28 protein-coding genes are annotated in these 24,957 nt (G+C 72.9%); 11 read left to right on the top strand and 17 right to left on the bottom strand.

Translation table 11 applies throughout. From position 1 onward, the window contains the following. Positions 1–34: 34 nt before the first annotated feature. Positions 35–577 (bottom strand): hypothetical protein, encoded by a 543-nt coding sequence (locus tag Air01nite_RS19460; RefSeq protein WP_203704083.1) that lies wholly within the window; start codon positions 575–577, stop codon positions 35–37. Positions 578–645: 68 nt separating this feature from the next. Between Air01nite_RS19460 and msrB the strand changes: the two genes are divergently transcribed. Continuing rightward, a complete protein-coding gene (msrB, locus tag Air01nite_RS19455) occupies positions 646–1,080 on the top strand; it encodes a peptide-methionine (R)-S-oxide reductase MsrB (protein WP_203704082.1) in 435 nt (144 codons plus the stop codon). Here msrB and Air01nite_RS19450 read toward each other — a convergent pair. Further along, positions 1,064–1,975: an aminoglycoside phosphotransferase family protein gene (locus tag Air01nite_RS19450; protein WP_203704081.1), complete on the bottom strand. Its 912-nt coding sequence runs from the start codon at positions 1,973–1,975 to the stop codon at positions 1,064–1,066. The two genes, msrB and Air01nite_RS19450, sit on opposite strands and share 17 nt — an antisense overlap. A gap of 98 nt (positions 1,976–2,073) precedes the next feature. After that, entirely contained in the window at positions 2,074–2,358 is a 285-nt protein-coding gene (locus tag Air01nite_RS19445; RefSeq protein ID WP_203704080.1) for an isoamylase early set domain-containing protein, read from the bottom strand. Between the two features lie 175 nt (positions 2,359–2,533). On the opposite strand from Air01nite_RS19445, the gene Air01nite_RS19440 reads away from it, so the two are divergent. The 3 genes from Air01nite_RS19440 to Air01nite_RS19430 are packed head-to-tail and all read left to right on the top strand — an operon-like array spanning position 2,534 to position 3,725. Continuing rightward, positions 2,534–2,794, top strand: a complete 261-nt coding sequence (locus Air01nite_RS19440) for a metallothionein (RefSeq protein ID WP_203704079.1) — start codon at positions 2,534–2,536, stop codon at positions 2,792–2,794. A 21-nt stretch (positions 2,795–2,815) separates the two neighbouring features. After that, positions 2,816–3,253 carry a GNAT family N-acetyltransferase gene (locus Air01nite_RS19435; protein ID WP_203704078.1) on the top strand — a complete coding sequence of 146 codons (438 nt, stop codon included), beginning with the start codon at positions 2,816–2,818 and terminating at the stop codon, positions 3,251–3,253. 10 nt (positions 3,254–3,263) lie between these two features. Further along, positions 3,264–3,725, top strand: a complete 462-nt coding sequence (locus tag Air01nite_RS19430; protein ID WP_203704077.1) for a group II truncated hemoglobin — start codon at positions 3,264–3,266, stop codon at positions 3,723–3,725. Here Air01nite_RS19430 and hemQ read toward each other — a convergent pair. From hemQ to hemE, 4 genes are all read right to left on the bottom strand, one after another. Next, a complete protein-coding gene (hemQ, locus tag Air01nite_RS19425) occupies positions 3,722–4,423 on the bottom strand; it encodes a hydrogen peroxide-dependent heme synthase (RefSeq protein WP_203704075.1) in 702 nt (233 codons plus the stop codon). The genes Air01nite_RS19430 and hemQ overlap by 4 nt on opposite strands. A 15-nt stretch (positions 4,424–4,438) precedes the next feature. Continuing rightward, positions 4,439–5,842: a protoporphyrinogen oxidase gene (hemG, locus tag Air01nite_RS19420; protein WP_239090813.1), complete on the bottom strand. Its 1,404-nt coding sequence runs from the start codon at positions 5,840–5,842 to the stop codon at positions 4,439–4,441. A gap of 25 nt (positions 5,843–5,867) precedes the next feature. Beyond that, positions 5,868–6,431 (bottom strand): DUF3000 domain-containing protein, encoded by a 564-nt coding sequence (locus Air01nite_RS19415; protein ID WP_203704073.1) that lies wholly within the window; start codon positions 6,429–6,431, stop codon positions 5,868–5,870. Positions 6,432–6,524: 93 nt separating this feature from the next. Beyond that, the gene (gene hemE / locus Air01nite_RS19410) at positions 6,525–7,565 is read right to left on the bottom strand and encodes a uroporphyrinogen decarboxylase (protein ID WP_239090812.1); all 1,041 of its coding nucleotides are present in this window, start codon (positions 7,563–7,565) and stop codon (positions 6,525–6,527) included. A 169-nt stretch (positions 7,566–7,734) separates the two neighbouring features. Here hemE and Air01nite_RS19405 point away from each other — a divergent pair, with 169 nt between their 5' ends. Next, positions 7,735–8,928, top strand: coding sequence for an MFS transporter (locus Air01nite_RS19405; protein ID WP_203704071.1), 1,194 nt, complete (start codon positions 7,735–7,737; stop codon positions 8,926–8,928). Between the two features lie 57 nt (positions 8,929–8,985). On the opposite strand, the gene Air01nite_RS19400 is transcribed toward Air01nite_RS19405, so the two are convergent. Beyond that, positions 8,986–10,032: a S1C family serine protease gene (locus tag Air01nite_RS19400; protein ID WP_203704069.1), complete on the bottom strand. Its 1,047-nt coding sequence runs from the start codon at positions 10,030–10,032 to the stop codon at positions 8,986–8,988. A 111-nt stretch (positions 10,033–10,143) separates the two neighbouring features. On the opposite strand from Air01nite_RS19400, the gene Air01nite_RS19395 reads away from it, so the two are divergent. Continuing rightward, positions 10,144–11,484: a ribonuclease D gene (locus Air01nite_RS19395; protein WP_203704068.1), complete on the top strand. Its 1,341-nt coding sequence runs from the start codon at positions 10,144–10,146 to the stop codon at positions 11,482–11,484. 2 nt (positions 11,485–11,486) lie between these two features. Here Air01nite_RS19395 and Air01nite_RS19390 read toward each other — a convergent pair whose 3' ends face one another. Then, positions 11,487–11,819: a helix-turn-helix domain-containing protein gene (locus Air01nite_RS19390; RefSeq protein WP_203704067.1), complete on the bottom strand. Its 333-nt coding sequence runs from the start codon at positions 11,817–11,819 to the stop codon at positions 11,487–11,489. Continuing rightward, the gene (locus tag Air01nite_RS19385) at positions 11,816–12,187 is read right to left on the bottom strand and encodes a type II toxin-antitoxin system RelE/ParE family toxin (RefSeq protein ID WP_203704066.1); all 372 of its coding nucleotides are present in this window, start codon (positions 12,185–12,187) and stop codon (positions 11,816–11,818) included. Before Air01nite_RS19385 ends, Air01nite_RS19390 begins: the two co-directional genes overlap by 4 nt. A gap of 103 nt (positions 12,188–12,290) precedes the next feature. On the opposite strand from Air01nite_RS19385, the gene Air01nite_RS19380 reads away from it, so the two are divergent. Next, positions 12,291–12,872, top strand: a complete 582-nt coding sequence (locus Air01nite_RS19380; RefSeq protein WP_203704065.1) for a TetR/AcrR family transcriptional regulator — start codon at positions 12,291–12,293, stop codon at positions 12,870–12,872. Further along, positions 12,869–13,879 carry a type I glyceraldehyde-3-phosphate dehydrogenase gene (gene gap / locus Air01nite_RS19375; RefSeq protein WP_203704064.1) on the top strand — a complete coding sequence of 337 codons (1,011 nt, stop codon included), beginning with the start codon at positions 12,869–12,871 and terminating at the stop codon, positions 13,877–13,879. The genes Air01nite_RS19380 and gap overlap by 4 nt, the downstream gene beginning before the upstream one ends. Here the strand turns inward: gap and Air01nite_RS19370 are convergent, their stop codons facing one another. Next, positions 13,880–14,359 carry a VOC family protein gene (locus tag Air01nite_RS19370; protein ID WP_203704063.1) on the bottom strand — a complete coding sequence of 160 codons (480 nt, stop codon included), beginning with the start codon at positions 14,357–14,359 and terminating at the stop codon, positions 13,880–13,882. An 81-nt stretch (positions 14,360–14,440) separates the two neighbouring features. On the opposite strand from Air01nite_RS19370, the gene Air01nite_RS19365 reads away from it, so the two are divergent. Then, a complete protein-coding gene (locus tag Air01nite_RS19365) occupies positions 14,441–14,827 on the top strand; it encodes a VOC family protein (RefSeq protein ID WP_203704062.1) in 387 nt (128 codons plus the stop codon). Between the two features lie 114 nt (positions 14,828–14,941). Then, positions 14,942–16,009 (top strand): hypothetical protein, encoded by a 1,068-nt coding sequence (locus tag Air01nite_RS19360; RefSeq protein WP_203704061.1) that lies wholly within the window; start codon positions 14,942–14,944, stop codon positions 16,007–16,009. A 54-nt stretch (positions 16,010–16,063) separates the two neighbouring features. Here Air01nite_RS19360 and Air01nite_RS19355 read toward each other — a convergent pair whose 3' ends face one another. After that, entirely contained in the window at positions 16,064–18,061 is a 1,998-nt protein-coding gene (locus tag Air01nite_RS19355; protein WP_203704060.1) for a 3-hydroxyacyl-CoA dehydrogenase NAD-binding domain-containing protein, read from the bottom strand. Beyond that, a complete protein-coding gene (locus Air01nite_RS19350; protein WP_203704058.1) occupies positions 18,058–19,251 on the bottom strand; it encodes a thiolase family protein in 1,194 nt (397 codons plus the stop codon). The genes Air01nite_RS19355 and Air01nite_RS19350 overlap by 4 nt, the downstream gene beginning before the upstream one ends. Positions 19,252–19,357: 106 nt before the next feature. On the opposite strand from Air01nite_RS19350, the gene galE reads away from it, so the two are divergent. Further along, positions 19,358–20,359, top strand: coding sequence for a UDP-glucose 4-epimerase GalE (galE, locus tag Air01nite_RS19345; RefSeq protein WP_203704057.1), 1,002 nt, complete (start codon positions 19,358–19,360; stop codon positions 20,357–20,359). A gap of 3 nt (positions 20,360–20,362) precedes the next feature. Here galE and Air01nite_RS19340 read toward each other — a convergent pair whose 3' ends face one another. From Air01nite_RS19340 to Air01nite_RS19325, 4 genes are all read right to left on the bottom strand, one after another. Further along, a complete protein-coding gene (locus Air01nite_RS19340; RefSeq protein ID WP_203704056.1) occupies positions 20,363–21,580 on the bottom strand; it encodes a sensor histidine kinase in 1,218 nt (405 codons plus the stop codon). Continuing rightward, positions 21,577–22,248, bottom strand: coding sequence for a response regulator transcription factor (locus tag Air01nite_RS19335; RefSeq protein WP_203704055.1), 672 nt, complete (start codon positions 22,246–22,248; stop codon positions 21,577–21,579). Before Air01nite_RS19335 ends, Air01nite_RS19340 begins: the two co-directional genes overlap by 4 nt. 50 nt (positions 22,249–22,298) lie before the next feature. Continuing rightward, positions 22,299–23,576, bottom strand: coding sequence for an outer membrane protein assembly factor BamB family protein (locus Air01nite_RS19330; RefSeq protein ID WP_203704054.1), 1,278 nt, complete (start codon positions 23,574–23,576; stop codon positions 22,299–22,301). Positions 23,577–23,691: 115 nt separating this feature from the next. After that, the gene (locus tag Air01nite_RS19325) at positions 23,692–24,951 is read right to left on the bottom strand and encodes an outer membrane protein assembly factor BamB family protein (protein ID WP_203704053.1); all 1,260 of its coding nucleotides are present in this window, start codon (positions 24,949–24,951) and stop codon (positions 23,692–23,694) included. Between the last annotated feature and the right edge of the window lie 6 nt (positions 24,952–24,957).

Genomic DNA, 24,957 nt, shown 5'->3' with positions numbered 1-24,957 from the left:
CCGAAGCGGTCGGATGCAGATCACCCAGCCAGGGTCAGCCGTACCGGTGGGTCTCCCAGTGCAACCGGATGCGGAACTGCTTGCGCTCGAAGTCCGGGTCGCGGCCCATCAGGTGCCCGTCGTAGGGCGCCCGGAGCCGGACGATCGACCCGTCGACCAGCGGCAGCGCGACCACCGTGCGCCGGCCACGCCGCTCCATCCGCACCTCGACCACCCGGTGCCAGGGCGCCGAACCACCGAGCGCGCCCGGCACCGCCCACGCGCCCACGGCGTCCAGGTCCGCGCCCACCCGGCGGCCCACCACCAGGCCGACCAGTCCCCCGACAGGCACCGGCAGCGCCAGCGCCCACCAGACCTGCGGCGGCACCGACCGCTGCGGGTGCACCCCGGTGAGCCAGTGCGCCACCACCGGGGCGAGCACCGCCGCGAGGCCGGTCAGCGCGAGCGCGCCGGCCACCAGCAGTCCCATCCACATGCCCTGTCCCAGCGACTGCCGCCAGGTCGGCCGGAAACGCAGCGGGTCGCCCGGGAACGGCTCCCACGCCTGACCACTGGCCGACCTGGCCGGTGTACGCATGCACTGTCAACGACGAGGCCACACCGAGGTAATCGGCCCTCGCGCGAAGGGGGTCGTACGGTTGACGCATGGCACCTGAGAAGTCCTCCCCCGTGACCGAAATCCCCACCGAAGAGCTGCCCACGTCCGAGGACGAGTGGCGGGTCCGGCTCAACCCCGAAGAGTTCCGGGTGCTGCGTGAGGCCGGCACCGAGCGGCCGTTCACGGGCGAGTACGTCGACACCAGGACGCCCGGCACGTACGTCTGCCGGGCCTGCGGCGCCGCGCTGTTCGAGAGCGGCACGAAGTTCGACTCGCACTGCGGCTGGCCGTCGTTCGACGAGGCCATCCCCGGCGTGATCCGCTACATCGAGGACCGGTCGCTCGGCATGGTCCGCGTCGAGGTCCGATGTGCACACTGCGACTCGCACCTCGGCCACCGGTTCGACGGCGAGGGCTACACGCCCAAGGACGCCCGCTACTGCATCAACTCGGTGAGCATGCGGCTCATCCCCGCCGGGTAACCACCTCGGCGATCGTCATCTCCACGGGGTCGAGGACGCGTTCGCCGTCCTCGACCGACCAGAGCGCGTTCTGCAGCGTGCGGCCGGCCGTCCAGATGGCCGCCCGCTGCCGGTCGAGGCCCATCGCCTCGGTCATGATGTCGAACCGGCGCCGGATCGTGCGTTCCGGCGCCGCGGCGTCCCACCGGTTCCACAGCCCGGGCCACAGCTCGAAGCCGGGGTCGCCGGCGAGCGGCTTCGGGTCGATCGCCAGCCACGGCTCGCGGCCGCCGGCCAGCACGTTCTCGTAGTGCAGATCCCAGTGCAGCAGACGGTCGCCGGCCGCCGGCGCCACCTCGGCGAGCATGTCGGCCCAGCGCCGCAGCAGACGACCCTCGGCCGGGTCGGCGAGGAGGGCCGCCGCGGCCGGCGTGTCCTCGATCATCTTCGCGGCCTTGTCGGCCAGCCGGGGGATCTCCGGCGGCGCGGTGTGCGCGTTGAGCCGGTTCAGAAGCAGGGCGATCACCCGTACCGCCGCCGTGTCGTCCTCGACGGAGCGCAGGTCGCGGTCGGGGTCGAGGCGTTCGATCAGCAGCGTCCAGGTCTCCGGGTCCTCGCGGAGCAGCCGGGCGGCGCCGTCACCGGCCCAGGTGCGCAGGGCGAGACCCTCGCCGGGGTGGTCCCAGTCGGTGTCCTGGAGCTTGAGCATCGCGGGGGTGCCGTCGGCGGTGACGACCGGGAGCACCAGGCCGGCCACGCCGCTGCGGGTCGGGCCGTCGCGGCGCAACTCCCAGCGGTCGAGGAACTCGGCCGCCGTGCGGGCCACACCGTCCACCCAGGCCCGGCCCGCTGCGCCGCGGAACCGGACCTGGGCGGCTACGAGAGCCGGGGGTACGACGATCTCTTCGGCGGTCATCCCGGTGAGGTTAATGCCGGGCTGACCGGTCTTTCATCTGGAATTTTGAGGTCCTCAGCCGTCGCGATGCTGGCGCCTCACGACGCCTTCCGGTCGCCTTAACGCTGGGCGAGGACGATCCGGCCACCCTGGCCGTCGATCCGGTCCGCCTGCTCGTCGTCGAGCCAGACGCCACCGGTGGCGAGGTAGCGGAAGGTGTACTCACCCGGTGCGAGCGTGAGCGTCACCGTGCGGGTGCCGTCCCGCCTCGGCTGCAGCTCGTGCCGCCCGGGCTCCCAGTCGTTGAAGCAGCCCACGACGCTGACCTGGCCGACCGGGCTGTCCTTGGGCAGGCAGAACGTCACGCGGGTCTTGCTGCCGAAAAGCTTGGTTCTCTTGATCATGTCGGCTCCTCCCGGTAAGGACACAACCTCTTGGAGCTTCCCTGCCGGACGCGTGACTGGAGGGGTCGACACACCGGGCGTTACGCCACGTTTCCAACGGGCAAATCGGGCGTTCCGGTTGCAGGGCGGCATAGTTCCGGGTAACGCTGCGGGTAACCGATTGGGGGCGGGCACCATGGCGGTGTGTGAGACCTGCGGCAACGACTACTGGCTGGCGTTCGAGGTGGCCACGGTCAGCGGCGACCGGCACGTCTTCGACTCGTTCGAATGCGCGATCCAGCGCCTCGCGCCGATCTGCGAGCACTGCGGCACGAAGATCGTCGGGCACGGCGTCGAGGTGGGCGGCCGGTTCTTCTGCTGTGCGCACTGCGCCCGGGCGTCCGCGGGCGCCGCGGGTGCCGGGATCACCGACACCGTGGGCGCCCACCCGGGCTGACCGTCCGTATGCTCGGGGCTCATGCGAGACGAGCTCCGGGTGGCGTCCTTCGCCGACCTCGACACCATCACCCTGTACCGGCTGCTGGAGCTGCGCTGCACGGTGTTCGTCGTCGAGCAGGAGTCGCCGTACCCCGACATCGACGGTCGCGACGTCGAGCCGGCGACCCGGCACGTCTGGGTCGCCCGCGACGACCGGCCGGTCGCCTACCTGCGGGTCCTCGGCGAGCCGGACGGCTCGATGCGGATCGGCCGCGTCGTGGTCGCCAAGGAGGCCCGGGGCTCCGGCATGGCCGGCCGGCTCATGGACGCGGCCCTGGAGATCGTCGGCGCCCGCCCGTCGGTGCTGGACGCCCAGGAACACCTGGCGGCCTTCTACGCCCGCTACGGCTACGCCGTCAGCGGCGAAGGCTTCGTCGAGGACGGCATCCCGCACGTCCCGATGGCCCGCGCCGCATAGCTTTAGGGGCATGACCACCCCGACGCTGTACGAGTGGGCCGGTGGCCGGCCCGCGATCGAGCGGATGATCAACGCGTTCTACGACCGGGTCGAGCGGGACGAGCTGCTCAGCCCGTTCTTCCCGGGCGGCGTGAGCGCGGCGCACCGCGACCACGTGACCACGTGGTGGTGCGAGGTGTTCGGCGGGCCGGCCGACTACACCGACCAGCTCGGCGGCTACGAGAACATGCTGGCCCACCACCGGAACCTGGGCATCACGCCCGAGCACCGGTTCCGGTTCGCCTCGCTGATGAGCGTCGCCGCCGACGACGCGGCGCTGCCGGCGGACCCGGAGTTCCGGGCGGCGCTGGTCGGCTATCTGGAGTGGGGCACCCGGATCGCGATGTCCAACTCACAGCCGGGCGCGACGCCGGTCGAGCACGCACCGGTGCCGCACTGGGGCTGGGGCGTCGCCCCGCCCTATCAGCCCTAAGGGAGGGCCTCCACGAGCTCGGCCACGCTGCGCCGCCGCCCCGTGTAGAACGGAACCTCTTCGCGCACGTGCCGGCGGGCCCGGGAGGCGCGCAGCTCGCGCATCAGGTCGACGATCCGGTGCAGCTCGTCGGCCTCGAAGGCGAGGATCCACTCGTAGTCGCCGAGCGCGAACGAGGCGACCGTGTTGGCCCGCACGTCCGGGAACCCGCGCGCCTGCCGGCCGTGCTCCGCGAGCATGTCGCGACGCTCCTCGTCGGGCAGCAGGTACCACTCGTAGGAGCGGACGAACGGATAGACGCAGACGTACGCCCGGGCCTCCTCGCCGGCCAGGAACGCCGGTAGGTGGCTCTTGTTGAACTCCGCCGGCCGGTGCAGCGCCATCTGCGACCAGACCGGGGCCAGGTGGCGGCCGAGGCCGGTGCGGCGGAACTGGGCGTACGCCTCCTGGAGCGCGTCGCTCGACCCGGCGTGCCACCAGACCAGCAGGTCGGCGTCGGCGCGCAGGCCCGACACGTCGTACGTGCCGCGGACCGTGACGTCCTTGCTCGCCAGGTCGGCGAAGAGCGTGTCGACCTCGGCGGCCAGCTCGCCGCGGGACGCCGGCAGCGGCTCGGCGGCCCGGAACACCGACCACATGGTGTAGCGGATGGTGTCGTTGAGCTCCCGGATCCGGGCGGCGTTGGTCTGGTCGGTCATGCGAACCATCCTCTCTCAGGCTGCTTCGGGGCGGTCGCGGAGGGCGGCGAGCACCGCGTCGGCGGCGGACTCCCCCGAGCGCACGCAGATCGGGATGCCCACACCGTCGTAGGCGGCGCCGGCCAGGGCGACCGTCGGGGCACCGGAGCGCAGCGCCGCCCGGGCCGCGGCGACCCGGCCGAGGTGGCCGGGCGCGTACTGCGGCAGCGCACCACCCCACCGCTGGACCCTGGTCTCCACCGGCTTCGGCAGGCTGTGGTCGACCAGGTTGGACAGTTCCCTGTGGACGATGCCGGCCAGCTCGGCGTCGTCGCGCTGCAGCACGTGCTCGTCGCCGTAGCGGCCGACCGAGGCCCGGACCAGCGCGACGCCGTCCGACCGGCGCTGGTGCGCCCACTTGGTCGAGAAGAACGTGGCGGCCTTGACCGCGGTGCCGTTCTCAGCGGGCACGAGGAACCCGGACAGCTCCGGCAGCTCGGGCCGGGGCAGCGCCAGCGTGATCAGCGCCACGCTGGCGTAGTCGAGCGCGCCGACGCCGGTGGCCGCGGCGGCGTCGACGGCGGCGAGCAACCGGGCGGCCGGGCGGGCCGGCACGGCGAGCACGACCGCGTCGACGTCCACGTGCTCCGGGTCGCGGGTGGCACCGACCGTGAGCCGCCAGCCGTCGGGGGTGCGGGCGATCTCCCGTACCGTGGCGGCGATCCGGATCTCCGCGTTGCTGGCGGCGGCGGTCGCGTCGACCAGCCGGCTCACCCCGCCGCGGACGGTGGCGAACACGGCACCGCCCGGCACCCGCGGGAACGCGGCCTGCGCGGCCTTCACGGCCCCGGTCAGCGTGCCCTCGGTGCGGGCCTGCCGGGCCAGCGCCGGCATCGTGGCGGCCAGCGAGAGCCGGTCGGCCCGGCCGGCGTAGACGCCGCCCAGCATGGGGTCGACGAGGCGGTCGACGACCTGGTCACCGAGCCGGCGGCGGACCAGCGCACCGACGGCGACGTCCTCACCCTCGGCCAGCAGGGGGTGACCGGCGTCCAGATCGCGGTCGTCGACGGTGGCCACGCCGGCCAGGGCACCGAGATCGCCGGGCACACCGGTCAGCGTCCCGCGCGGCATCGGCACGAGCTTGCCGCCGACCGCCAGCGCGGCCGCGCCCACGGCCGGGTTGACCAGGTCGTCGCCGAGCCCGACCCGGCGGGCGAGCAGGACGGCCGGGGAGTCCTCCCCGGTTGCGGTGTCGCGCACCAGGAACGCCTCCGCGCCCAACTCGACCGGCGACCCGGCCAGCTCACCGGTGCGGAGCTTGCCACCGAGGACCGGGCCCTGCTCGAAGACGGTCACGCGGGTGCCGGGCGCCTGGTCGTTGATCCGGAGCGCGGCGGCCAGGCCCGCTATGCCACCACCGATGATCGCGACGTGCCGCATGGCACCCACCATATGGCGGGCGGATTCACGCGGTGCGGCGGCCGGGCAGTGCTGTGACGCCGGGCGGCGGCAGGCCGGCGGTCGAGGCCAGCAGCGTCGACCAGGCCAGCAGGTGGGCCCCCAGGTCCTCGTCGGTCGGGGTCCAGCTCGCCCGGATCTCGATGTCGGCCGCGGTCGGCGGGCCGGCGAGGTCGCCGAACCGGGTCGACATGGTCTGGGTGACCGTGCCGCCGATCGCCCGGTATCGGGCGCCGTGCGCGTCGAGCGCGTCCGTCAGCCACGTCCAGCCGACCGTCGGCAGCAGCGGGTCGGCGGCCATGTCGACGTCGACCTCGGCGGTCACGTAGGTGACCAGCCGCATCGTGCCCTCCCAGGCCTCGTGGCCGGCGGGGTCGTGCAGCAGGATCAGCCGGCCGGTGGCCATCTCGTCGTCGTCGGGCTTGGTGACCGAGGCGCTCAGCGCGAACGTGAAGGGCGCCAGCCGCTGCGGTGCGCCGACCTCCTCGAGGAGGATCTCGGCGCGCGGTGTGGCGGCGCGAAGGCTGGCGACGGCGTTCGCGAAGACGTCGGGAACAGCAGTCGGAGCCATGACCGCAGCCTATGCATGGATCGGGGCGCCGTGGGGGTAGGGCGCGCCGGACGCACTAGCACGATCGGCCGCGATCATGGGACATTACGCCACCTATCGGACAGACAGCGTGTGTACGAGTTCCGTGACCCGGGTCAGCACCGCGGGGTCTGTTTCGGGGATCACGCCGTGCCCGAGGTTGAAGATGTGACCCGGTGCGGCCCGGCCCTGGTCGAGCACGCGGCGCACCTCGGCCTCGATGACCTCCCACGGCGCGAACAGCGTGGTCGGGTCGAGGTTGCCCTGCACGGACTTGCCGGCGCCGATGCGGCCGGTGGCGACGTCGAGCGGGGTGCGCCAGTCGACCCCGACCACGTCGGCGCCGGCCTCGCCCATGGCGCCGAGCAGCTCGCCGGTGCCGACGCCGAAATGGATCCGCGGCACGCCGGCGTCCGCCAGCCCGGTCAGCACCCGCTCCGAGTGCGGCAGGACGAAGCGGCGGTAGTCGGCCTCCGACAGCGCACCGACCCAGGAGTCGAAGAGCTGCACGGCGGCGACGCCCGCGTCGATCTGGACGCGGAGGAAGGTCAGCGCGTTCTCGGCCAGGCGGGCGCAGAGGGCGTGCCAGGTTTCCGGGTCGCCGTACATGAGCGCCTTGGTCTTGGCGTGTGTCCGCGACGGCCCGCCCTCGACCAGGTAGCTGGCCAGCGTGAACGGCGCGCCGGCGAAACCGATCAGCGGGGTGTCGCCGAGCGCGGCGGTGGTCAGGCGGACCGCTTCGTCGACATAGGACACATCGACCGGGTCGAGCCGGCGCAGCCGGGCCACGTCCTGCGGCGCCCGGATCGGCTCCGCGACCACCGGCCCGGTGCCGGCGACGATGTCGACGTCGACCCCGGCCGCCGCGACCGGCACCACGATGTCGCTGAACAGGATCGCGGCGTCGACGCCGTGCCGGCGGACCGGCTGGAGCGTGATCTCGGCGACCAGGTCGGGGCGGCGGATGGTGTCGAGCATGCCGATGCCCGCGCGCAGCTCGCGGTATTCGGGCAGCGAACGCCCGGCCTGGCGCATGAACCAGACGGGCGTGTGCGGCGCGTCCTCGCCCCGGGCGGCGCGGACCAGAGCGGAGTCGGTGTGGGTCGTCGTCGTCATCGGCTCCATCGTGTCACGCGGCGATCTCCGCTATCGTCGTGCCCAACTCGATCGTCGGAGGTCGATCATGACTAACGCCTTCCTCGGCACCGCGCCCGCCGCCTGACGTTCCCCTTTCTCTCCCGGAACGCGGGCGGATTCACCCTGCCCGGTTTCCGAGGAGAACTCCGTGCTCAGCTCCGACTTTCGTTTTCTCTGGTCCGCTTCCGCGATCTCCAACATCGGCGACGGCGTCACGATGATCGCCGGTCCCCTGCTCGTCGCGTCCCTCACCGGCGACCCGGCCCTGGTCGCCGGAGCCGCCTTCGTGCAACAGCTCCCCTGGCTGTTCGCGCCGGTCGCCGGCGCCTACGTCGACCGGATCGACCGCCGGCGGGTGGTGGTCGCCGCCAACCTGGCCCGGGCCGCCGTCATGTTCGGCCTCGCCGCGGCGGTCTGGTCGTCGACGGCCACCATCCCGCTGATCTACGCCGCGTTCTTCCTGCTCGGCGTCGGCGAGACGGTGGCCGATCCGGCGTACCAGGCGATCCTGCCCTCGATCGTCGCCGACGCGGACCTGGAACGGGCCAACGCACGGCTCGTGGCGACGTTCACGATCGGCAACCAACTCGCCGCCAAGCCGCTCGGCGCGTACCTGTTCGTGGTCGGCGCCGCGGTGCCGTTCGGCGCGGACGCGCTGACGTTCCTGGTCGCGGGCGGGTTGCTGGCCCTGCTGCGGCCGGTGCCCGGCGGTCCGGCCACGGCCCGGGTGCCGACGACGCTGCGTGCCGACGTCGCCGAGGGCCTGCGGGCGCTGTGGCACAGGCCCGCGCTGCGCCTGCTCGCGGTCTGCCTCGCGGTGATGAACCTGCTGTTCTGCGCGGCCTTCGCCGCGTTCGTCCTGTACGCCGAGCGCCGCTTGGGCCTGACCCCGGTGGCGTACGGCGTGCTGCTCTCGGTTTGGGCCCTGGGCGGCCTGCTCGGCGCGGTGGTCGCCGCCCGGCTGCGGGCCCGGTTCGGCGCGGGCCTGCTGCTCCGGGCCGGCCTGCTCATCGAGATCGCCACTCACGTGGTGCTGGCGACCACCCGGGCACCCTGGGTCGCCGCGGCGGTGCTGGTGCTGTTCGGCGTGCACACGACCGTCTGGGGCGTGGTCACGATGTCGATCCGGCAGCGCCTGGTGCCGGACGCGGTGCGCGGCCGGGTGGCCAGCACGTACGCGATGCTCGACCTCGGCGGCGCGGCGATCGGCACGCTGATCGGCGGCGCGCTGGCCGGCGTGACCTCGCTGACCGCGCCGTTCTGGGCGGCCGCGGCGGGCATGACGGTCCTGGCGGGCCTGGTCTGGCGCCACCTCACCGACCGGACCCTGGTCGCGGCCTAGAGCCCAGCCCGGCGAGTGCGGCCGCCGCGGAAGGGATCGCGGCGGCCGCACCGCTGTTCAACAGACCTTGAAGGCGTCGCAGGCGACCTTGATCGGCACAGCCAGACCGATGCCCTCCGCATTCTCCGCCTTCGCAGTGGCGATGCCGACCACCTGCTTGGCCGAGTTGATCACCGGACCGCCCGAGTTCCCCGGGTTGATCGGCGCGTCGAACTGGATCATCGGCCCGTTGCTTTCCGGCAGTTCGCGTACCGCGCTCACCACGCCGGTGGTCACCGAGTCGCTCAGGCCAAGCGGTGCGCCGACCACCACGATCTGCTGGCCCGACTTGACCGCGCCCCGCGCGGTGACCAGACCATTGATCTTGGTGGTGGTACGCAGGTGCGCCACGTCCCCGCCGCGGTTGACGGAGACGATCTGGGCCGCGTACCGCTTGCCGCCACGCTCCAGGAACACCTCGCGACCGCCGCCGTCGTAGACGTCCTCGACCACGTGGAAGTTGGTGATCAGGTTGGTCCGGCCGCCGCTGGCCGGCTTGCCCACCGCGAACGCCGTGCCGGTCACGTTGCCCGCGGCCACCCGCAGCACGCTCGGCAGCGCCGCGCTGGAGATCGCCTCGGGGTTGAACGCCGCGCCGAGCCGCTTCTCCAGGTCGCCGGCCCGGTCGCCCAGCTCGTCGAGCCGCGCGGTCTCGCGGGACCGGTCGTCGGCCTGGGCCCGCTCGGCGCCGGCGAGCCGGTCGCCGAGCTGCTCGATCCGGACCGCCTGATAGGCCACCACCCCGGCGAGCACCAGGACGATGCCGAAGGTCAGACCGGCGGGCCAGCGGCGCTTTTCACCTCTCCGGGTGTCCGCCTGCGGTGGCGGCGCGGCCACGTGCGGGCCGAACGGCACACCAGGATCAAAGGCCGGCGGCGGCGGGGGTACGGCGCGCGGCGGCGGCACCGCGTCGACGGGTGCGCGAGGCGCCGGGGCGTACGGCGGCGGCGCGTAGGGCGACGGTGCACGGTCGGCTGGGCGGTAGATGGGCCCCTCCGGCGCCGTGGGACCGCCGTACCCAGGTGAAGTTTCGGGCCAGGTTGTGCGCTCGTCCCCGGCGGACATCTCCGCTCCCTCCCGTCGCACCGGACTGGACCCCCGCGCGACGGTACCGCACCTCCCGACGCGCCGACCCGGCTGTCCGATGCGTGACGGCGCGCCTACTAGGGTTGGCAGGTGACCGACGAACCACCCCTGCGCCGTCGGGCCGCACGCCGAGCGGGGGACGAGTCGCCCACCTCCCCCGAAGCGGACGGCCCCTCCACCGGCTCCCCAGACGGCCCGGCGGCTCCAGAACCCCTCACGGGCCCCGCGCCGGAGCTGCTCACCGCACCGCGCGAGGGCACGCCCCGCCCCGTGGAAACGCCCGACGACCTCGCCGAGGCCGTGGCCCGCTTCGCCGCCGGCACCGGCCCGGTGGCGATCGACGCCGAGCGCGCCTCGGGCTACCGCTACAGCCAGCGGGCCTACCTCGTGCAGCTCCGCCGCGGCGGTGCCGGCACGGTGCTCATCGATCCGCTGCCGCTGGGCGACCTGCGTACGCTCGACGCCGCCATCGCCGACGCCGAATGGGTGCTGCACGCCGCCAGCCAGGACCTCCCCTGCCTGTCCGATCTCGGTCTGCGCCCGCGCCGCCTCTTCGACACCGAGCTGGCCGGCCGCCTGGCCGGCTTCGACCGAGTCGGCCTGGCCGCATTGACCGAGCAGCTTCTCGGGTACGCACTGGAGAAGCACCACTCGGCCGCCGACTGGTCGAGCCGCCCGCTGCCGGAGTCGTGGCTGACCTACGCGGCCCTGGACGTCGAGCTGCTGGTCGACCTGCGCGACGCGCTGGCCGCCGAGCTGGTGGCGCAGGGCAAGCAGGACTGGGCGGCCGAGGAGTTCGCGGCGCTGGTCGCGTGGGGCGCCCAGCCACCGCGCAACCGCCCGGACCCGTGGCGCCGCACCTCCGGCATCCACCGCATCCGCGGCGCACGGGCCCAGGCCCGGGTCCGCGCCGTCTGGTACGCCCGCGACGACATCGCCGCGCGCCGCGACTCGGCGCCGGGCCGGGTGCTGCCGGACTCGGCGATCATCGCGGCCGCGGAGATCGACCCGAAGGACGAGCGCACGCTGCTGTCGCTGCCGGGCTTCGGCGGCCGCTCGGTGCGCCGCCTGGCCCGGACGTGGCTGGACGCCCTGGACACGGCCCGCGGGCTGCCGGACGACGCCCTGCCGACCAACCCGCCGATCGACGGGCCGCCACCGCCGCACCGCTGGGCGGAACGCGACCCGGTGGCCGCGGCGCGGCTGTCCCGCTGCCGCGAGGTGGTCACGGGCACGGCGGCGGCACACAAACTGCCGCCGGAAAACCTGATCGCCCCGGACTCGATCCGCCGCCTGGCCTGGACCCCACCGGAAGACGTCACCCCGGAAACGGTCTCGGCCACCCTCCGCGGCTACGGCGCCCGCGCCTGGCAGGTGGGCCTCCTGGCGACGGACCTGGCCACCGCCCTCACGGACCCGAAGGCCGGCTGATGCTATGCGACGTTGAGCTGGATGTTGCCGATGCGCGCGACGATGTCGAGGTGGCCACCAAGCCCGACGACGTACGCACGTAGGGACTCGAGCGCCACGACTTCACCGTGCTCGATCTGGCTGATTCGCGCCTGCGACAAACCGCTAGCTTCGGCGAGCTGCTTCTGAGTGAGTCCAAGCTGCTGACGGATCTCGGCGAGCTTGGCGCCGCTGACCGAAGCGAGCATGCGCTCGCGCATCTCGCGACGCTGCGCCACACGTTCGTCGCTGTCCCACGTGGGGTCGATCGCCCGCGCCTTGGCCTTGACGTCTTCCCAGCTCACCGCGTCGGTCATAACCGACCCTCCTCTTTCAGCAGCACTAGGTGGGCTGCGTACCGGTCGTCCGCCAAAGGGATCGCCTCGCGGTACCAAGCCTGCCACTGACCCGACTTGTCACCTGCCACAACGATGATCGCTTCTCGCCGAGGGTCGAAAGCGAAGATCATCCTGACCTCGGTGTCTCGGACCGAGCCTGGTCTCAGTTCCTTCATGTGGTGGTACGTGCTCCCTTTGAGCCGATCCACCAACGGTCGACCCAGCGCCGGGCCGTGCTGGGCTAGCAGCTCGATCGCCTCCGCCACGAGGTTCGCCGAGACGGGGTCCGTCCGGCAGATCCCAAGGAACCATTCCTCGACCTCGCGATGCAGGCTTACCTCCCACATGCGAATAGTATAAGTGCGGCTTATATCGATGGCGACCCCGCTCGGCTCCGGTAGGTGGATCTCGTGCGCGGCGCTGTACCTACTGGTATGTACACTCGCACCCATGGAGTCGCGTCAGCTGCTGGTCGAGACGATGAGTGAGCTCATGTGGGAGCGCGGCTACGCCGACACGAGCCCGCGTGACGTGCGCCAGCGGTCCGGTGTGGGCCAGGGCAGCATGTACCACCACTTCCCGACCAAGCGGGACCTCGCGCTCGCCGCCCTCGAGCGCAACGTCGCCGACCTGCTGCCGGCCGCGGCCGAGCTCGACGGTCCGGGTGACCCGATGGCCCGCATCGAGGCCTACCTGATGCGTCCCCGCGACGCCCTCAAGGGCTGCAAGGTCGGCCGGATGACCCAGGACCCGCAGGTCCGCGAGGACCCGGTGCTGCTCGCCCCCGTGGCGCGCGCGTTCGCCCAGGTCCACGCGAGTTGGGCAAAGGTGCTGCGCGAGGCGGTCGCCGCGGGCCAGTTGCGGGCCGACCTCGACACCGAGCGCCTCGCGCACACCCTGATGGCCGTCCTGCAGGGCGGCTACGTGCTCGCGATCGCGCAGCAGGACCCGGGCCCGTTCGACGACGCCCGCTCCGGCGCCCTCGACCTGCTCCGGGCGGCGGCACCGGCCACACCGAAGGGGGACTCATGACGGTACGCATCGGGATCAACGGCTTCGGGCGGATCGGGCGCAGCTACCTGCGCGCGGCCCTGGCCAACAACGCCGACGTCGAGGTGGTCGCGGTCAACGACCTCACCGACGCCCGCACGCTGGCCACCCTGCTCGAGTGGGACTCCGTCTCCGGCCACCTGGCCGGTGTCGCCGTCGACGGCGACGCGATCACCGTGGCGGGCCGGCCGATCACGGTCTTCGCGCAGTCCGACCCGGCCACGATCCCCTGGGGTGAGGTCGGCGCCGACGTCGTCATCGAGTCCACCGGCCACTTCACCGACGGCGCCGCCGCGGCGGCCCACCTCAAGGGCGGCGCACGGAAGGTCGTCATCTCGGCGCCGGCCAAGGGCGACGTCCCCACGTTCGTCCTCGGGGTCAACGACGACACCCTCGACCCGGACAGCCACGACGTCTTCTCCAACGGCTCGTGCACCACGAACTCGCTCGCGCCGCTGGCGAAGGTGCTCAACGACGCGTTCGGCATCGAGTCGGGCCTGATGACGACGGTCCACGCCTACACGGGCGACCAGCGGTTGCACGACGCCCCGCACTCCGACCTGCGCCGGGCCCGCGCGGCCGCCGTCTCCACGATCCCGACGTCCTCGGGCGCGGCTAAGGCGATCGGCAAGGTCATCCCCGAGCTCGACGGCCGTCTCACGGGCGCCTCGCTGCGCGTCCCCGTCCCGGTGGGCTCGATCACCGACCTGACCGTCGTCCTCCGGCAGCGGGCCGGCGTCGAGGAGGTCAACGCGGCGTTCCGCGAGGCGGCCGCCTCACCACGACTGCGCCACTACCTGCAGTACTCCGAGGCGCCACTGGTCTCGGCCGACATCGTCGGCAACCCCTACTCGTCGATCTTCGACGCGCCGCTCACCGAGTCCGTCGGCAGCCAGGTCAAAGTCTTCGGCTGGTACGACAACGAGTGGGGCTTCGCCAACCGCCTGGTCGAGTTCTCCGAGCGCATCGGAGCGACCACGACCGCCTGATCAGCCGGGGAGGTCCTCGGGGCGCTTGGCGGCGAGCTTGCCGCGCAACAGCCCCGTGGACTGACCCACTTCGATGAGGTATCCGTCCGGGTCCCGCAGGTAGCAGCGGATCTCCGCTTCGCGGTCGATCGGTGGGGTCACGAACTCCGCGCCCTTGGCCTTCCACTCGTCGTAGCAAGCGTGGATGTCGGCGACCCGCAAGTTCAGGAAGATCGAGGTGGTGTCGTCCGGCACGTAGTCGACGACCGAGATGCCTGGCTTGTCCGGGGTGGGCGGCCCGCCGGGGTTCATGATGATCCACGAGTTCGACAGCTTGACGATGCACGGATTCTCGTCGAGAACGACGCTGCCACCCAGAATGCGCGAGTAGAAGTCACGCGACCGCGCCACCTGACGGACGGTGATGAACAACGTCACCAGAAAGCCCTCGGTGGGCGCGGGCAGGTTGGCGAAGTCGATGTGAGACGCCGGTTCTGTCATGAATCCATATCACCCCACTTTCCCGGCGGTTGACGGGAAACCGCGTTGATCCACGTCGCGGGCGCTGGCACCGTTGCCGCCATGGCCAATCTCATCCATCACCTCAACGTCGACAGTCACGATCCCTACGCGCTCGCCGGATGGTGGGCGCAGGTGCTCGGTTACGCGCGCTCCGAAGAAGACTTTCCGGGCGATCCGGAAGCACTGCTGATCGCGCCCGACGGGGCCGGGCCCGGGGTGCTGTTCTGTCGGGTTCCCGACGACAAGGTCGTCAAGAACCGGGTCCACTTCGACCTGCAGCCGGCCGACCACACCCGCGACGAAGAGGTCGAGCGCCTGCTCGGCATCGGTGCGACGCTGGTCGGCGACCACCGCCGCCCCGACGGCACGGGTTGGGTCACGTTGGCCGACCCCGAGGGCAACGAGTTCTGCGTCGAGCGCAGCGCCGCGGAGCGGGCCGCGGGTTGATGCACGTCACGATCTGGCTACACGTTTGTGTCCCGTGCCCGACGCAGGGCCAGCGACACGTGCACGGGGTCGTTACGATCCGGCAGTCAACCTGAGAGTTTCCAGGGAGCCGTGATGTCCGACCCTTACGCCCAGCCGCCGCAGTACGGCTCCCAGCCGCCTTACGGCGATCAGCCACCGCAACAGCCGCAATACGGCCAGCAGCAGCCACCTCAGCAGCCCGGCTACGGCCAGCAGTACGGGCAGCAGCCGCAGCACGGCGAGCAGCCGCCGCAGTACGGGCAGCCCTACGGCGAGCAGCCGACGGCGCCCTACGGGCAGACCTACGGCCAGCCGCCGCAGCAGCCCGGCACCTACGGTCAGCCGCCGCAGCAGCCCGGCTACGGCCAGCAGCCCGCCTACGGCAGCGACTACGGCCAGCAGCAGCCGCCCTCCTCGGGTGCGCCCTACGGCCAGCCGTCCTCCCCGGCGCCCTACGGGCAACAGCAGCAGGGCTACCAGCAGTCGCCCTACGGCCAGCCGCCGCAGCAGCCGACCTACGGTGAGCAGCCGTTCGGCGGCCCGCCGATGCCGCCGACCGCGCCGCCGAAGAAGAGCCGCGCCGGCAAGATCGTGCTGATCATCCTCGCGATCGTGCTGGTGCTCTGCGTCGGTGGCGGCGTCGGCCTCTACTTCCTGCTCAAGGACCCGGTGCAGGACGTCGTCGCGGCGGCCAACACCCGCGTGGTCGCGCCCGACACGCTGGGCGGCAAGCCCAAGATCACCGATCCGGGGCTGCAGACCGCGGTCGACGAGATGAAGGCCGGGCTCAACTCCGACCTGCCCGAGATCACCAGCACGGCCGCCGCGTTCTACGGCGACCTGGAGAAGCAGGACCTGGTCATGCTCGTCGCGGCGTCCGGTCTGGTCGCCGACCCGGGCAAGGAGCTCGACGACGCGTTCAGCAGCGCCGGCGCCAGCGGCATGACGATGAAGAACGTCAAGGACGTCGAGCCGGGTCCGCTGGGCGGCGAGGCCCGCTGTGGCGACGCGACGATCGCCAGCGCCGGCTCCGAGGTGCCGATGGGCGTCTGCGCGTGGGCCGACCGCGGCAGCGTCGGCATGATCGGCATCTACAACAGCGACGGCACGAAGGCCTACCAGAGCTTCGTGGCCATGCGCGCCGAGGTCGAGAAGCAGTAAGCACCTGAGCGAGGAAAGGGGCCCCGGGATATCCCGGGGCCCCTTCGCGTGCCGTCAGAGTCGGCCGGTGGCGGCCAGGTGCGGGGTGATCCCGCCCAGGTGGAACGGCCAGCCCGCGCCCAGCACCAGGCACAGGTCGATGTCCTTGGCGTCCGCGACCACACCGTCGGCGAGCATCGCCTTGACCTCGTCGGCGATCGCGTCGAGCGCCCGGTCGCGCACCTGCTCGGCGGTCAGCGGCGTGTCGCCGACCTGCAGCAGCGCGACCACCGACTCGTCGATCGCGCCCTCGCGGTCGGTCAGCGACTTCCCGCTCTCGACGATCCGGCCCAGGTTGGCGCTGACGCCGAACCGCTCCGGAAACGCCGCGTGCATGGTCTCCGAGACGTGCAGCGCGACCGCCGGCCCGACCATCGTGAGCAGCGCGAGCGGGCGCATCGGCAGGCCCAGCGGGTCGAGCGCCGTGTTGGCCACCTCGACCGGGGTGCCGGCGTCGATCGCCGCGTAGATCTCGCCGAGGAACCGGGTCAGCAGCCGGTTGACCACGAACGCCGGCGCGTCCTTGACCAGCACACAGGACTTGCGGAGCTGCTTGCCCACGGCGAACGCGGTGGCCAGCGCGGGGTCGTCGGTCTTGCCGGCCCGCACGATCTCGACCAGCGGCATCACCGAGACCGGATTGAAGAAGTGGAAGCCGACGACCCGCTCCGGGTGGTCGAGGTCCGCCGCCATCTCGGTCACGGACAGCGAGGAGGTGTTGGTGGCCAGCACCGCCTCGGGCGAGACGATCTTCTCCAGCTCGGCGAAGACCTGCTTCTTCACGCCCAGGTCCTCGAACACGGCCTCGATGACGAAGTCCGCGTCGGCGAACACCGCCTTGTCGACCGAGCCGCTGACCAGGCCCCGCAGCTTGGCCGCCGTGCCCTCGTCGATCCGGCCCTTGCCCTGCAGCTTGTCGATCTCGCCGTGCACGTAGGCGACACCCTTGTCGACGCGGCCCTGGTCGAGGTCGGTGAGCACGACCGGGACCTCGAGCCGGCGGGCGAACAGCAGCGCCATCTGGCCGGCCATCAGCCCGGCGCCGACGACGCCGACCTTGGTGACGTCGCGGGCCAACGCGGGGTCGGGTGCGCCCGCTGGCCGCTTCGCCCGGCGCTGCACCAGGTCGAACGCGTACAGGCTGTTGCGCAGCTGCGGGCCGGTGACCAGGTCGCCGAGCGCCTCGTCCTCCGCGGCCGTACCCGTGGCGAAGTCGGCGTCCTTGGCCAGCGCCAGCAGCTCCAGCGCCTTCTCGGCCGAGGCGACCGCGCCGTGCAACTTCTCGTCGAGCTGCAGCTTGGCGAAGTAGAGCACGCCGTCCCACATGTCGCGGTCGATCTCGGGCCGCTCGACGGCGACCTCGCCCGCCACGACCCCGGCCGCCCACTCCAGCGAGCGCTCCAGGAAGTCGGCCGGCTCCAACAGCACGTCGGCGATGCCCAGCTCGCGGGCCTGCTTCGGGCGCAGCGTCTGCTGGGTGAGCGGGTTCTGGATGATCACCTGGGCGGCGGGCGCGATGCCGATCAGGTTGGGCAGGAGCTGGGTGCCGCCCCACGCCGGGACGAGGCCGAGCGAGACCTCGGGCAGCGCGAGCGCGTTGGCGCCGCCGGAGAGCGTGCGGTAGTGGCAGTGCAACGCCACCTCGAGGCCGCCGCCCATGGCCACGCCGTTGACGAACGCGAACGTCGGGATCGCCGACTCGCGCAGCCGGTTGAACACCCGGTGCCCGAACCGGCCCAGCTCGACCGCCTGCTCCCGCGACGCGATCATCGGCATGCCGGTGATGTCGGCACCGACCGAGAAGATGTACGGCTTGCCGGTGATCGCGATGAACGCGGGCTCCAGCGCCGTGGCGGCGGTGATCGCCTCGTCGAGGCTGGTCAGCCGGCCCGGCCCGAAGCTGTTGGGCTTGGTGTGGTCGAGCCCGTTGTCGAGGGTGATCAGGGCGGCCTTGACGCCCTTCACGCTGACGGCGCGCACCAGCGCCCTGGTGACGACCTCTGTAGCGGTCACTTCGCACCCTCCCAGGCCGGGTTCTCCCAGATGACCGAGCCGCCCATGCCGATGCCGATGCACATGGCGGTGATGCCGTACCGCACCTCGGGGTGCTCGGCGAACTGCCGGGCGAGCTGCGTCATCAGCCGCACGCCGGAGGAGGCCAGCGGGTGCCCGACGGCGATCGCGCCGCCCCACTGGTTGACCCGCGGGTCGTCGTCGGCGATGCCGAAGTGGTCGAGGAACGCCAGCACCTGCACCGCGAACGCCTCGTTGAGCTCGAACAGGCCGATGTCACCGATGGACAGGCCCGCGATCCGCAGCGCCTTCTCGGTCGCCGGGATCGGGCCGACGCCCATCACCTCGGGCTCGACGCCGACGAAGCCGTACGAGACCAGTCGCATGGCCACCGGCAGCCCGAGCTCGCGGGCGGTGTCCTCGGCGGCGATGATGCTCGCGGTCGCGCCGTCGTTGAGGCCGGCCGAGTTGCCCGCCGTGACCCGGCCGTGCGGGCGGAACGGGGTCTTCAGCGTGGCGAGCTTTTCCATGCTCGTCTCGCGCGGCGCCTCGTCGGCCGTGGCCAGACCCCAGCCGTTCTCCGGGTCGCGGGTCGCGACCGGCACTAGGTCGTCCTGCAGCTTGCCGTTCGCGTACGCCTTGGCGGTCTTGACCTGGCTCGCGAGCCCGAACGCGTCGGCCCGTTCGCGAGTGACCGCCGGCAGCCGGTCGTGCAGGTTCTCCGCGGTCTTGCCCATCACGAGCGCGGACGGGTCGACCAGCTTCTCGGCCAGGATGCGCGGGTTGGGGTCGACGCCCTCGCCCATCGGGTGGCGGCCCATGTGCTCGACGCCGCCGGCGATGGCGACGTCGTAGGCGCCCATCGCGATGCCGCCCGCGACGTTGGTGACCGCGGTCATGGCACCGGCGCACATGCGGTCGATCGCGAAGCCCGGCACGGTCTTCGGCAGGCCGGCCAGCAGGGCGGCGGTGCGGCCGATGGTCAGGCCCTGGTCGCCGATCTGGGTGGTGGCGGCGATCGCGACCTCCTCCACTGCCTCCTTGGGAAGTTGCGGGTTGCGGCGCAGCAGCTCCCGGATGCAGCGGATGACGAGGTCGTCGGCGCGGGTGTGCGCGTACATGCCACCCGCCTTTCCGAACGGGGTGCGAACGCCGTCGACGAACGCGACGTCGCGTACTGAACGGGGCACGGGTCGGGGCCTCCTCGGATGGGGTACTGACCAGTATGCTACTCGTCGGTAACCTCGCGTGGAGCGTGGAGTCGGCCACAACGGCGCGATTGGTAGGGTCCTGCCCATGAAGGTCTTGATCGCGGGTGGGGCAGGGTTCATCGGCAGCACGATGGCGTCGGCCTGCCTCGACGCCGGCATCACGCCGGTCGTCGTCGACAACCTGGTCACCGGGCGGGCGGAGTACGTCCGCGACCGGATCTTCTACGACGGCGACATCGCCGACGGCGCCCTGATCGACCGGATCTTCGCCGACCACCCGGACATCTCGGCGGTCGTGCACGCCGCGGCGCTGATCGTGGTGCCGGAGTCGGTGTCCGAGCCGCTGCGCTACTACCGCGAGAACGTGTCGAAGTCGGTCGAGCTGATCGAGCACGTGGTCCGCAACGGCTGCCACCGCTACCTGTTCTCGTCGTCGGCGTCGATCTACGCGCCGGGCGCGGACTTCACCGTCGACGAGACGTCGCCGTTGCTGCCGGAGTCGCCGTACGCCCGGACCAAGGCGGTCATGGAGTGGGTGCTCGAGGACGCGACCAACGCGTACGACCTGCGGGTCATCTCGCTGCGCTACTTCAACCCGATCGGCGCGGACCCGAAGATGCGCACGGGCCTGCAACAGGCGAAGCCGACGCACCTGCTCGGTCGGCTGATCACGGCGCTGGAGGCCGGCGAGGAGTTCCAGATCACCGGCACCGACTGGCCGACCCGCGACGGCAGCGGCATCCGCGACTTCATCCACGTCTGGGACCTGGCCCGCGCCCACGTGGAGGCCCTGCGGCGCTTCGACGACGTGCTGCCGGCGGGCGGCGACCGCCGCTACGACGTGCTCAACCTGGGCACGGGCATGGGCACGACGGTCCGCGAGTTCGTCGACGCCTTCCGGCGGGTGGTGGACCGCCCGCTGCGGGTGTCGGACGCCCCGCCGCGCCCGGGCGACGTGGTCGGCTCCTACGCCCGCACGGACAAGGCCGCCGCGGCCCTCGGCTGGTCCTGCGAATACACGGTCGAAGACGGCATCCGGCATTCACTGGAGTGGTCCACCCTCCGGCCGACCCTGCTGGGCGAGTAAGGGTCAGCGCGGTTTCGCGTCACCCGAGCCCACCACCGCCGAGCCCGCCGCGACCGGGGTGACGCTCGCGCCCGGCAGCGTCACCCGCACCTCGAGACCGCCGCCCTCCTGCGGCGTGGCGGTCACGGTGCCGCCGTGCGCGTCACACACCGCCCGCACGATCGACAGGCCGAGGCCCGAACCGCGGGCGCCGGTGCGCTCCCGGCCGCCACGCCGGAACGGCTCGAACAGGCCCGGCACGTCGCCCGCGTCGACCTCGAAGCCGGTGTTGCCGACCACGAGGAACACCTGGTCGCCCTCGGTGCCGGTGCGCGCCCACAGCCGCCCGTGCAGGTGGTTGTAGCGCACCGCGTTCTCCACCAGGTTGCCGGCGAGCCGTTCGAGCAGGCCCGGGTCGCCCACGACGGGCGCCGGTGCCAGGTCGGTCTCCACCGTCACGCTGAGCCGGGCGACCTCGCCGCGCATGGCCGACAGCGCGGAGCGCAGCCCGTCGGCCAGGTCGGCGGGCACCTTGCGGCCGAGCCGCCGGCCGCGCTGTGCCTCGCTGCGTGCCAGGATCAGCAGCGCGTCGACCAGGCCGTTGGCGCGTTCGGAGGCGTCGCGGACGACGGTGGCCATCCGACGGAACTCGGCCTCGTCGGCCTCGTCGTCGGCCAGCGTGACGTCGATTTCGGTGCGCATCACGGCCAGCGGCGTACGCAACTCGTGGGACGCGTTGGCGACGAACCGTTTCTGCGCCTCGAACGCCGAACCGAGCCGGTCGAGCATCGCGTCGAACGTCCGGGCCAGCTCGGCGATCTCGTCGTCGGCGCCGGTGTAGCGGATCCGCTGGTCCAGCGTCTGCTCGCCGAGCCGGCGCGCGGTCGCGGTCACCCGGTGCAGGGGTCGCAGCGCCCGCCCGGCCACCGCGTAGGCGGCCACGATGCCGACCAGGCTGGTCACCAGCAGCGCCAGCAGCCCTTTGAACAGCAGCTCGCGCGAGGCGGAGTCGACCACCTGGGCCTGCCAGGCGGCGGCGTCGAGGCGGCGGCCGTCGGCGAGGTCGACGAACGCGCCCGGCTGGAGCTGGTCGGCGGGGTGGATCGCGTCGCCCACCAGGAGCCAGGCCAGCAGGATCAGCACGAGCCCGGTGGCCACCACGACCACCCCGTTGAGCAGGGTGAGCCGCAGCCGCAGGGTGGGCCGCGGCCAGCGCTGCTTAGCCGCCGCATAAATCGTCATGTGACCAGCTCCCCCGGCATCCGGTAGCCGGCGCCGACCACCGTCTCGATCAGCGGCGGCTCGCCGAGCTTCTTGCGCAACGTCATCACGGTCACCCGGACCGTGGTCGTGAACGGGTCGGTGTTGGCGTCCCAGACCCGTTCGAGCAGCTCCTCGCTGGACACCACGGCGCCGCGGGCCTTGAGCAGCTCCTCGAGCACGCCGAACTCCTTGCGGGTCAGGTCGACGGGGGCGCCGGCCCGGGTGGCCACGTGACGGGCCGGGTCGAGCACCAGGTCGGCGACCGAGAGCACGGGCGGCGCGGGCGGCGTGGCCCGGCGGCCAAGCGCGCGCACGCGGGCCACGAGCTCGTCGAAGGCGAACGGCTTGGGCAGGTAGTCGTCGGCGCCGAGCTGCAGCCCGTCGACCCGGTCGGCGACCGTGCCGCTCGCGGTCAGCATCAGCACGCGGGTCAGCGCGCCCGACGAGACGAGGTCGGCGCAGATCTGGTCCCCGTGCACGCCGGGCAGGTCACGGTCGAGCACGACCACGTCGTACCGGGTGACGAAGGCCATCTCGTGGCCCGACGTCCCGTCGTAGGCGACGTCGACGGCCAACCCGTGCCGCCGCAACCCGCGCGCGATCGCGTCAGCCAGATTGCGCTCGTCCTCGACCACCAACACCCGCACCGGTCCAGCCTCCCTTGCCCCGTGTCAAGCCCGTGTGAGCAAAGTTAGCGCTACGCCCGGATGGCCCAGATCCGCAGTGTCCCTGTCGCGGTGCGGCAGACGATGGCTGTGGGGCCGGACTGGCAGCCGAGCAGCACCTCCGGGGCTGTGCCGAGCGGGCGCAGCAGGCCGGAGGGCGGCGCGAGGATGGCGATCACGGTGGTGGCGGCGCCGATCGGGATGCGGGTGACGACCGGGTCGCCGCGTGCGCCGGTGCGCCAGCCGCGCAGGTCGGCGACCTGTGCCCCGGTGTCGGGGTCGACGGTGCGCACCGGCCCGAGGCCGCCGGGCACCGTGCCGAGGGCGACCAACTGGCCGCGCGCCTCGACCACGAAGCTGGCGCCCGGGGCCCGCCAGCGCAGCCGGCCGGTGAGCGGGTCGAGGGCGAGCACGTCGCTGTGGCTGCTCACGCAGACCAGCGCCAGGCACCGGCCGATGCCGCCGCCGTCGATGTCGTAGGGCATCCGCCAGCGCACGTCCAGGGTGTCCGGGTCGAGCCCGACCATGCCGGTGCTGCCGTGCTGGGCGTAGAACAGCACCAGGCCGCCACCGGCGCTCAGGCCCGAGAGCGGCAGCACCTCGTCACCCAGCGGGCTGGCCGCCTTGAGCACGACCCCGGTGCGGGCGTCGCGCAGCTCGATCCGCCCCGACCGGACGAAGACCACGATCCGGCCCGCCCGGCCGGTCCCGGAGCCGGCACTGCCCGTGGCCACGGTCGCGCCGCCCGCGCCGCCGACCGCGTTGGCCTCGGACTCGGGTGCGTCCCGGGGCGGGATCCGGCCGGCCACCGGCGCGGGCCCGCCGAGCGCGGTGAAGGTGTAGCGGTCGCCCGGCTCCGCCGACCAGAGCTGCCGCCCGGTGGCCAGGTCCAGCGCGCGCAGCCGGGGCGGGTCCGCGTCGCTGACGTAGCCGGTGTTCGCGTCCGCGTCGACCACGATCTCCTCCGGCACCGACCAGAGCCGGCGCCCGGTGTCCGCGTCGTACGCGTCGGTCCGCAGGATCCGCCCGGTGGTCTCGCCACCGGAGACCATCACCACCGGCCCCGCAGTGTCGATCCGGATGATCCGCTCGCCGGTCGCCGCGTACGCCGAGGTCCAGATGTCGGTGCCGGCCGGCAGCCGCAGGGCCGTCAGCGACCAGGTCGCCTCGCCGGCCCGGCGCACGAGGTAGAGCCGGTCGCCGACCACCGCGTACGACGAACCGACGCCGCCGGCCCGGCTGCCGGTCTCGGTCAGCGGCGGCTCCGGCACCAGCGAGCCGCCGAGCACGAGGAACGCCGCGGCCAGCACGCCGACGACACCCCAGAACGGCGACCGCCGGGGCAGCTCGCGCTCGACCTGCTCGGCCGGCAGACGCGCGACCGAGCCGAGGTCGATGGTGCCGCCGGAGCCCAGGAGACACCCCCTACGGGAGCGAGAAGATCGCGAGCTGGTGGCCGTCGCCGCCGCGGCAGACCAGCGCCGTGTCGCCGGCGCGGCAGTCGCGGCTGCCGGCCGGCAGCGTGCCGAGCGGTCGCGGCGCGGCGGTCGTCCCGCCGCTGGCCACCGCGACGCGCTCGTCCGGCAGAAGCCGGAAGACGAGCTGGTTCGCGCTCCCCCGGACGGGCAGCCACGGCAGCCCGTCACCGGTCACGAAGGCCTGCCCGCCGTTGTCGAGGTCGAGGGTCCAGATCCCGTCGGGGGTACGGGCACACAGGTTGCCGTCACAGTCGGCCCAGCTGACGTCCCGGGCGCGGTCCGGGCGGCTCCATTCGAGGCCGACGTTGTCGAGGTTGTACGCGGTCAGCGCGGACCGCCGGCCGGGCCGGCTGTCGGGGTGGCGGAGCACCAGCCCGTCGTCGACGAGGCGCGGGTTGTCGGGCGCGTAGTCGGCCGGCGGCAGCGTGCCGACGCCGCGCAGCGCACCGGTGACCAGGTCGTGCACCTCGGTGCGGCCGGAGTCGAGCACCAGCACGGCCAGCGCCGGGTCACGGGCCACCACGTGCGCGACGGCGGTCGACGGCACCCGGGTGTGCCAGAGCGTGCGCCCGGTGGCCAGGTCGATCGCGTCGATCCGGCCGGAGACCCGGCGCCCGGCGCCGCTGGCGCTGCGCACCTCGTCGACGGCGAGCCCGACGCCGACGCCCGGCACGGTCAGCACGGCGTCGTCGCGGTTCCAGCGCACCTCGCCCGTGCCGGCGTCGACCGCGGTGGTGCCGGTCTGCCTGCGGATCGAGTCCCGGGACGCCACGAGCACCAGGTCGCCGACCCGGGCCGCGGACTGGGACATCGCCGCGGGCAGCCGCAGCCGCCAGCGCTCGGCGCCGCTGGGCAGGTCATAGCCGCGCAGCTCGACCAGGCCGGCGTCGGCGTCGCCGCCGGCCGTGCCGCCGGCGGCGGAGGTGGCGAGCGTCGCCGGCACCGGCGCCGGGTCGGCCACCAACAGGAGGTCGCCCGCGACGGAGACGCTGGAGCCGGCCTCGACCGGGACCGCGGCGGTGGGCCGGAACGGCGGGCTCGCGGTGGCGGCGCCGCCACAGACCAGCACCAGCGCACCGGTCGTCGCGGCCAGCCGCGAACGCCACGAACGCCGGCGGTGCCGGCTGCCGGGCACCTGCTCCTCGTCAACCGAACCGTGGGCGGTGCCGAGCTCGATCACCACCCACTCACCCGGCCGCTGGGACACTGCGCC

Origin of the sequence: Asanoa iriomotensis, assembly GCF_016862515.1 — a bacterium.
GTDB lineage: Bacteria > Actinomycetota > Actinomycetes > Mycobacteriales > Micromonosporaceae > Asanoa > Asanoa iriomotensis.
Note: the sequence above shows the minus strand (reverse complement) of the source record. Positions and strands in the feature narration are given on the sequence as shown.

What these genes read in the sequence shown, in the direction of transcription:
- galE (WP_203704057.1), top strand. Translation starts at nt 19,358, where the DNA reads ATGAAGGTCTTGATCGCGGGTGGGGCAGGGTTCATCGGCAGCACGATG.
- Air01nite_RS19440 (WP_203704079.1), top strand. Translation starts at nt 2,534, where the DNA reads ATGGCGGTGTGTGAGACCTGCGGCAACGACTACTGGCTGGCGTTCGAG.
- Air01nite_RS19370 (WP_203704063.1), bottom strand. Translation starts at nt 14,359, where the DNA reads ATGACAGAACCGGCGTCTCACATCGACTTCGCCAACCTGCCCGCGCCC.
- hemG (WP_239090813.1), bottom strand. Translation starts at nt 5,842, where the DNA reads ATGCGGCACGTCGCGATCATCGGTGGTGGCATAGCGGGCCTGGCCGCC.
- gap (WP_203704064.1), top strand. Translation starts at nt 12,869, where the DNA reads ATGACGGTACGCATCGGGATCAACGGCTTCGGGCGGATCGGGCGCAGC.
- Air01nite_RS19430 (WP_203704077.1), top strand. Translation starts at nt 3,264, where the DNA reads ATGACCACCCCGACGCTGTACGAGTGGGCCGGTGGCCGGCCCGCGATC.
- Air01nite_RS19385 (WP_203704066.1), bottom strand. Translation starts at nt 12,187, where the DNA reads ATGTGGGAGGTAAGCCTGCATCGCGAGGTCGAGGAATGGTTCCTTGGG.
- Air01nite_RS19390 (WP_203704067.1), bottom strand. Translation starts at nt 11,819, where the DNA reads ATGACCGACGCGGTGAGCTGGGAAGACGTCAAGGCCAAGGCGCGGGCG.
- hemE (WP_239090812.1), bottom strand. Translation starts at nt 7,565, where the DNA reads ATGACGACGACGACCCACACCGACTCCGCTCTGGTCCGCGCCGCCCGG.
- Air01nite_RS19415 (WP_203704073.1), bottom strand. Translation starts at nt 6,431, where the DNA reads ATGGCTCCGACTGCTGTTCCCGACGTCTTCGCGAACGCCGTCGCCAGC.
- Air01nite_RS19450 (WP_203704081.1), bottom strand. Translation starts at nt 1,975, where the DNA reads ATGACCGCCGAAGAGATCGTCGTACCCCCGGCTCTCGTAGCCGCCCAG.
- msrB (WP_203704082.1), top strand. Translation starts at nt 646, where the DNA reads ATGGCACCTGAGAAGTCCTCCCCCGTGACCGAAATCCCCACCGAAGAG.
- Air01nite_RS19435 (WP_203704078.1), top strand. Translation starts at nt 2,816, where the DNA reads ATGCGAGACGAGCTCCGGGTGGCGTCCTTCGCCGACCTCGACACCATC.
- Air01nite_RS19400 (WP_203704069.1), bottom strand. Translation starts at nt 10,032, where the DNA reads ATGTCCGCCGGGGACGAGCGCACAACCTGGCCCGAAACTTCACCTGGG.
- Air01nite_RS19365 (WP_203704062.1), top strand. Translation starts at nt 14,441, where the DNA reads ATGGCCAATCTCATCCATCACCTCAACGTCGACAGTCACGATCCCTAC.
- Air01nite_RS19460 (WP_203704083.1), bottom strand. Translation starts at nt 577, where the DNA reads ATGCGTACACCGGCCAGGTCGGCCAGTGGTCAGGCGTGGGAGCCGTTC.
- Air01nite_RS19340 (WP_203704056.1), bottom strand. Translation starts at nt 21,580, where the DNA reads ATGACGATTTATGCGGCGGCTAAGCAGCGCTGGCCGCGGCCCACCCTG.
- Air01nite_RS19360 (WP_203704061.1), top strand. Translation starts at nt 14,942, where the DNA reads ATGTCCGACCCTTACGCCCAGCCGCCGCAGTACGGCTCCCAGCCGCCT.
- Air01nite_RS19380 (WP_203704065.1), top strand. Translation starts at nt 12,291, where the DNA reads ATGGAGTCGCGTCAGCTGCTGGTCGAGACGATGAGTGAGCTCATGTGG.
- Air01nite_RS19445 (WP_203704080.1), bottom strand. Translation starts at nt 2,358, where the DNA reads ATGATCAAGAGAACCAAGCTTTTCGGCAGCAAGACCCGCGTGACGTTC.
- hemQ (WP_203704075.1), bottom strand. Translation starts at nt 4,423, where the DNA reads ATGACCGACCAGACCAACGCCGCCCGGATCCGGGAGCTCAACGACACC.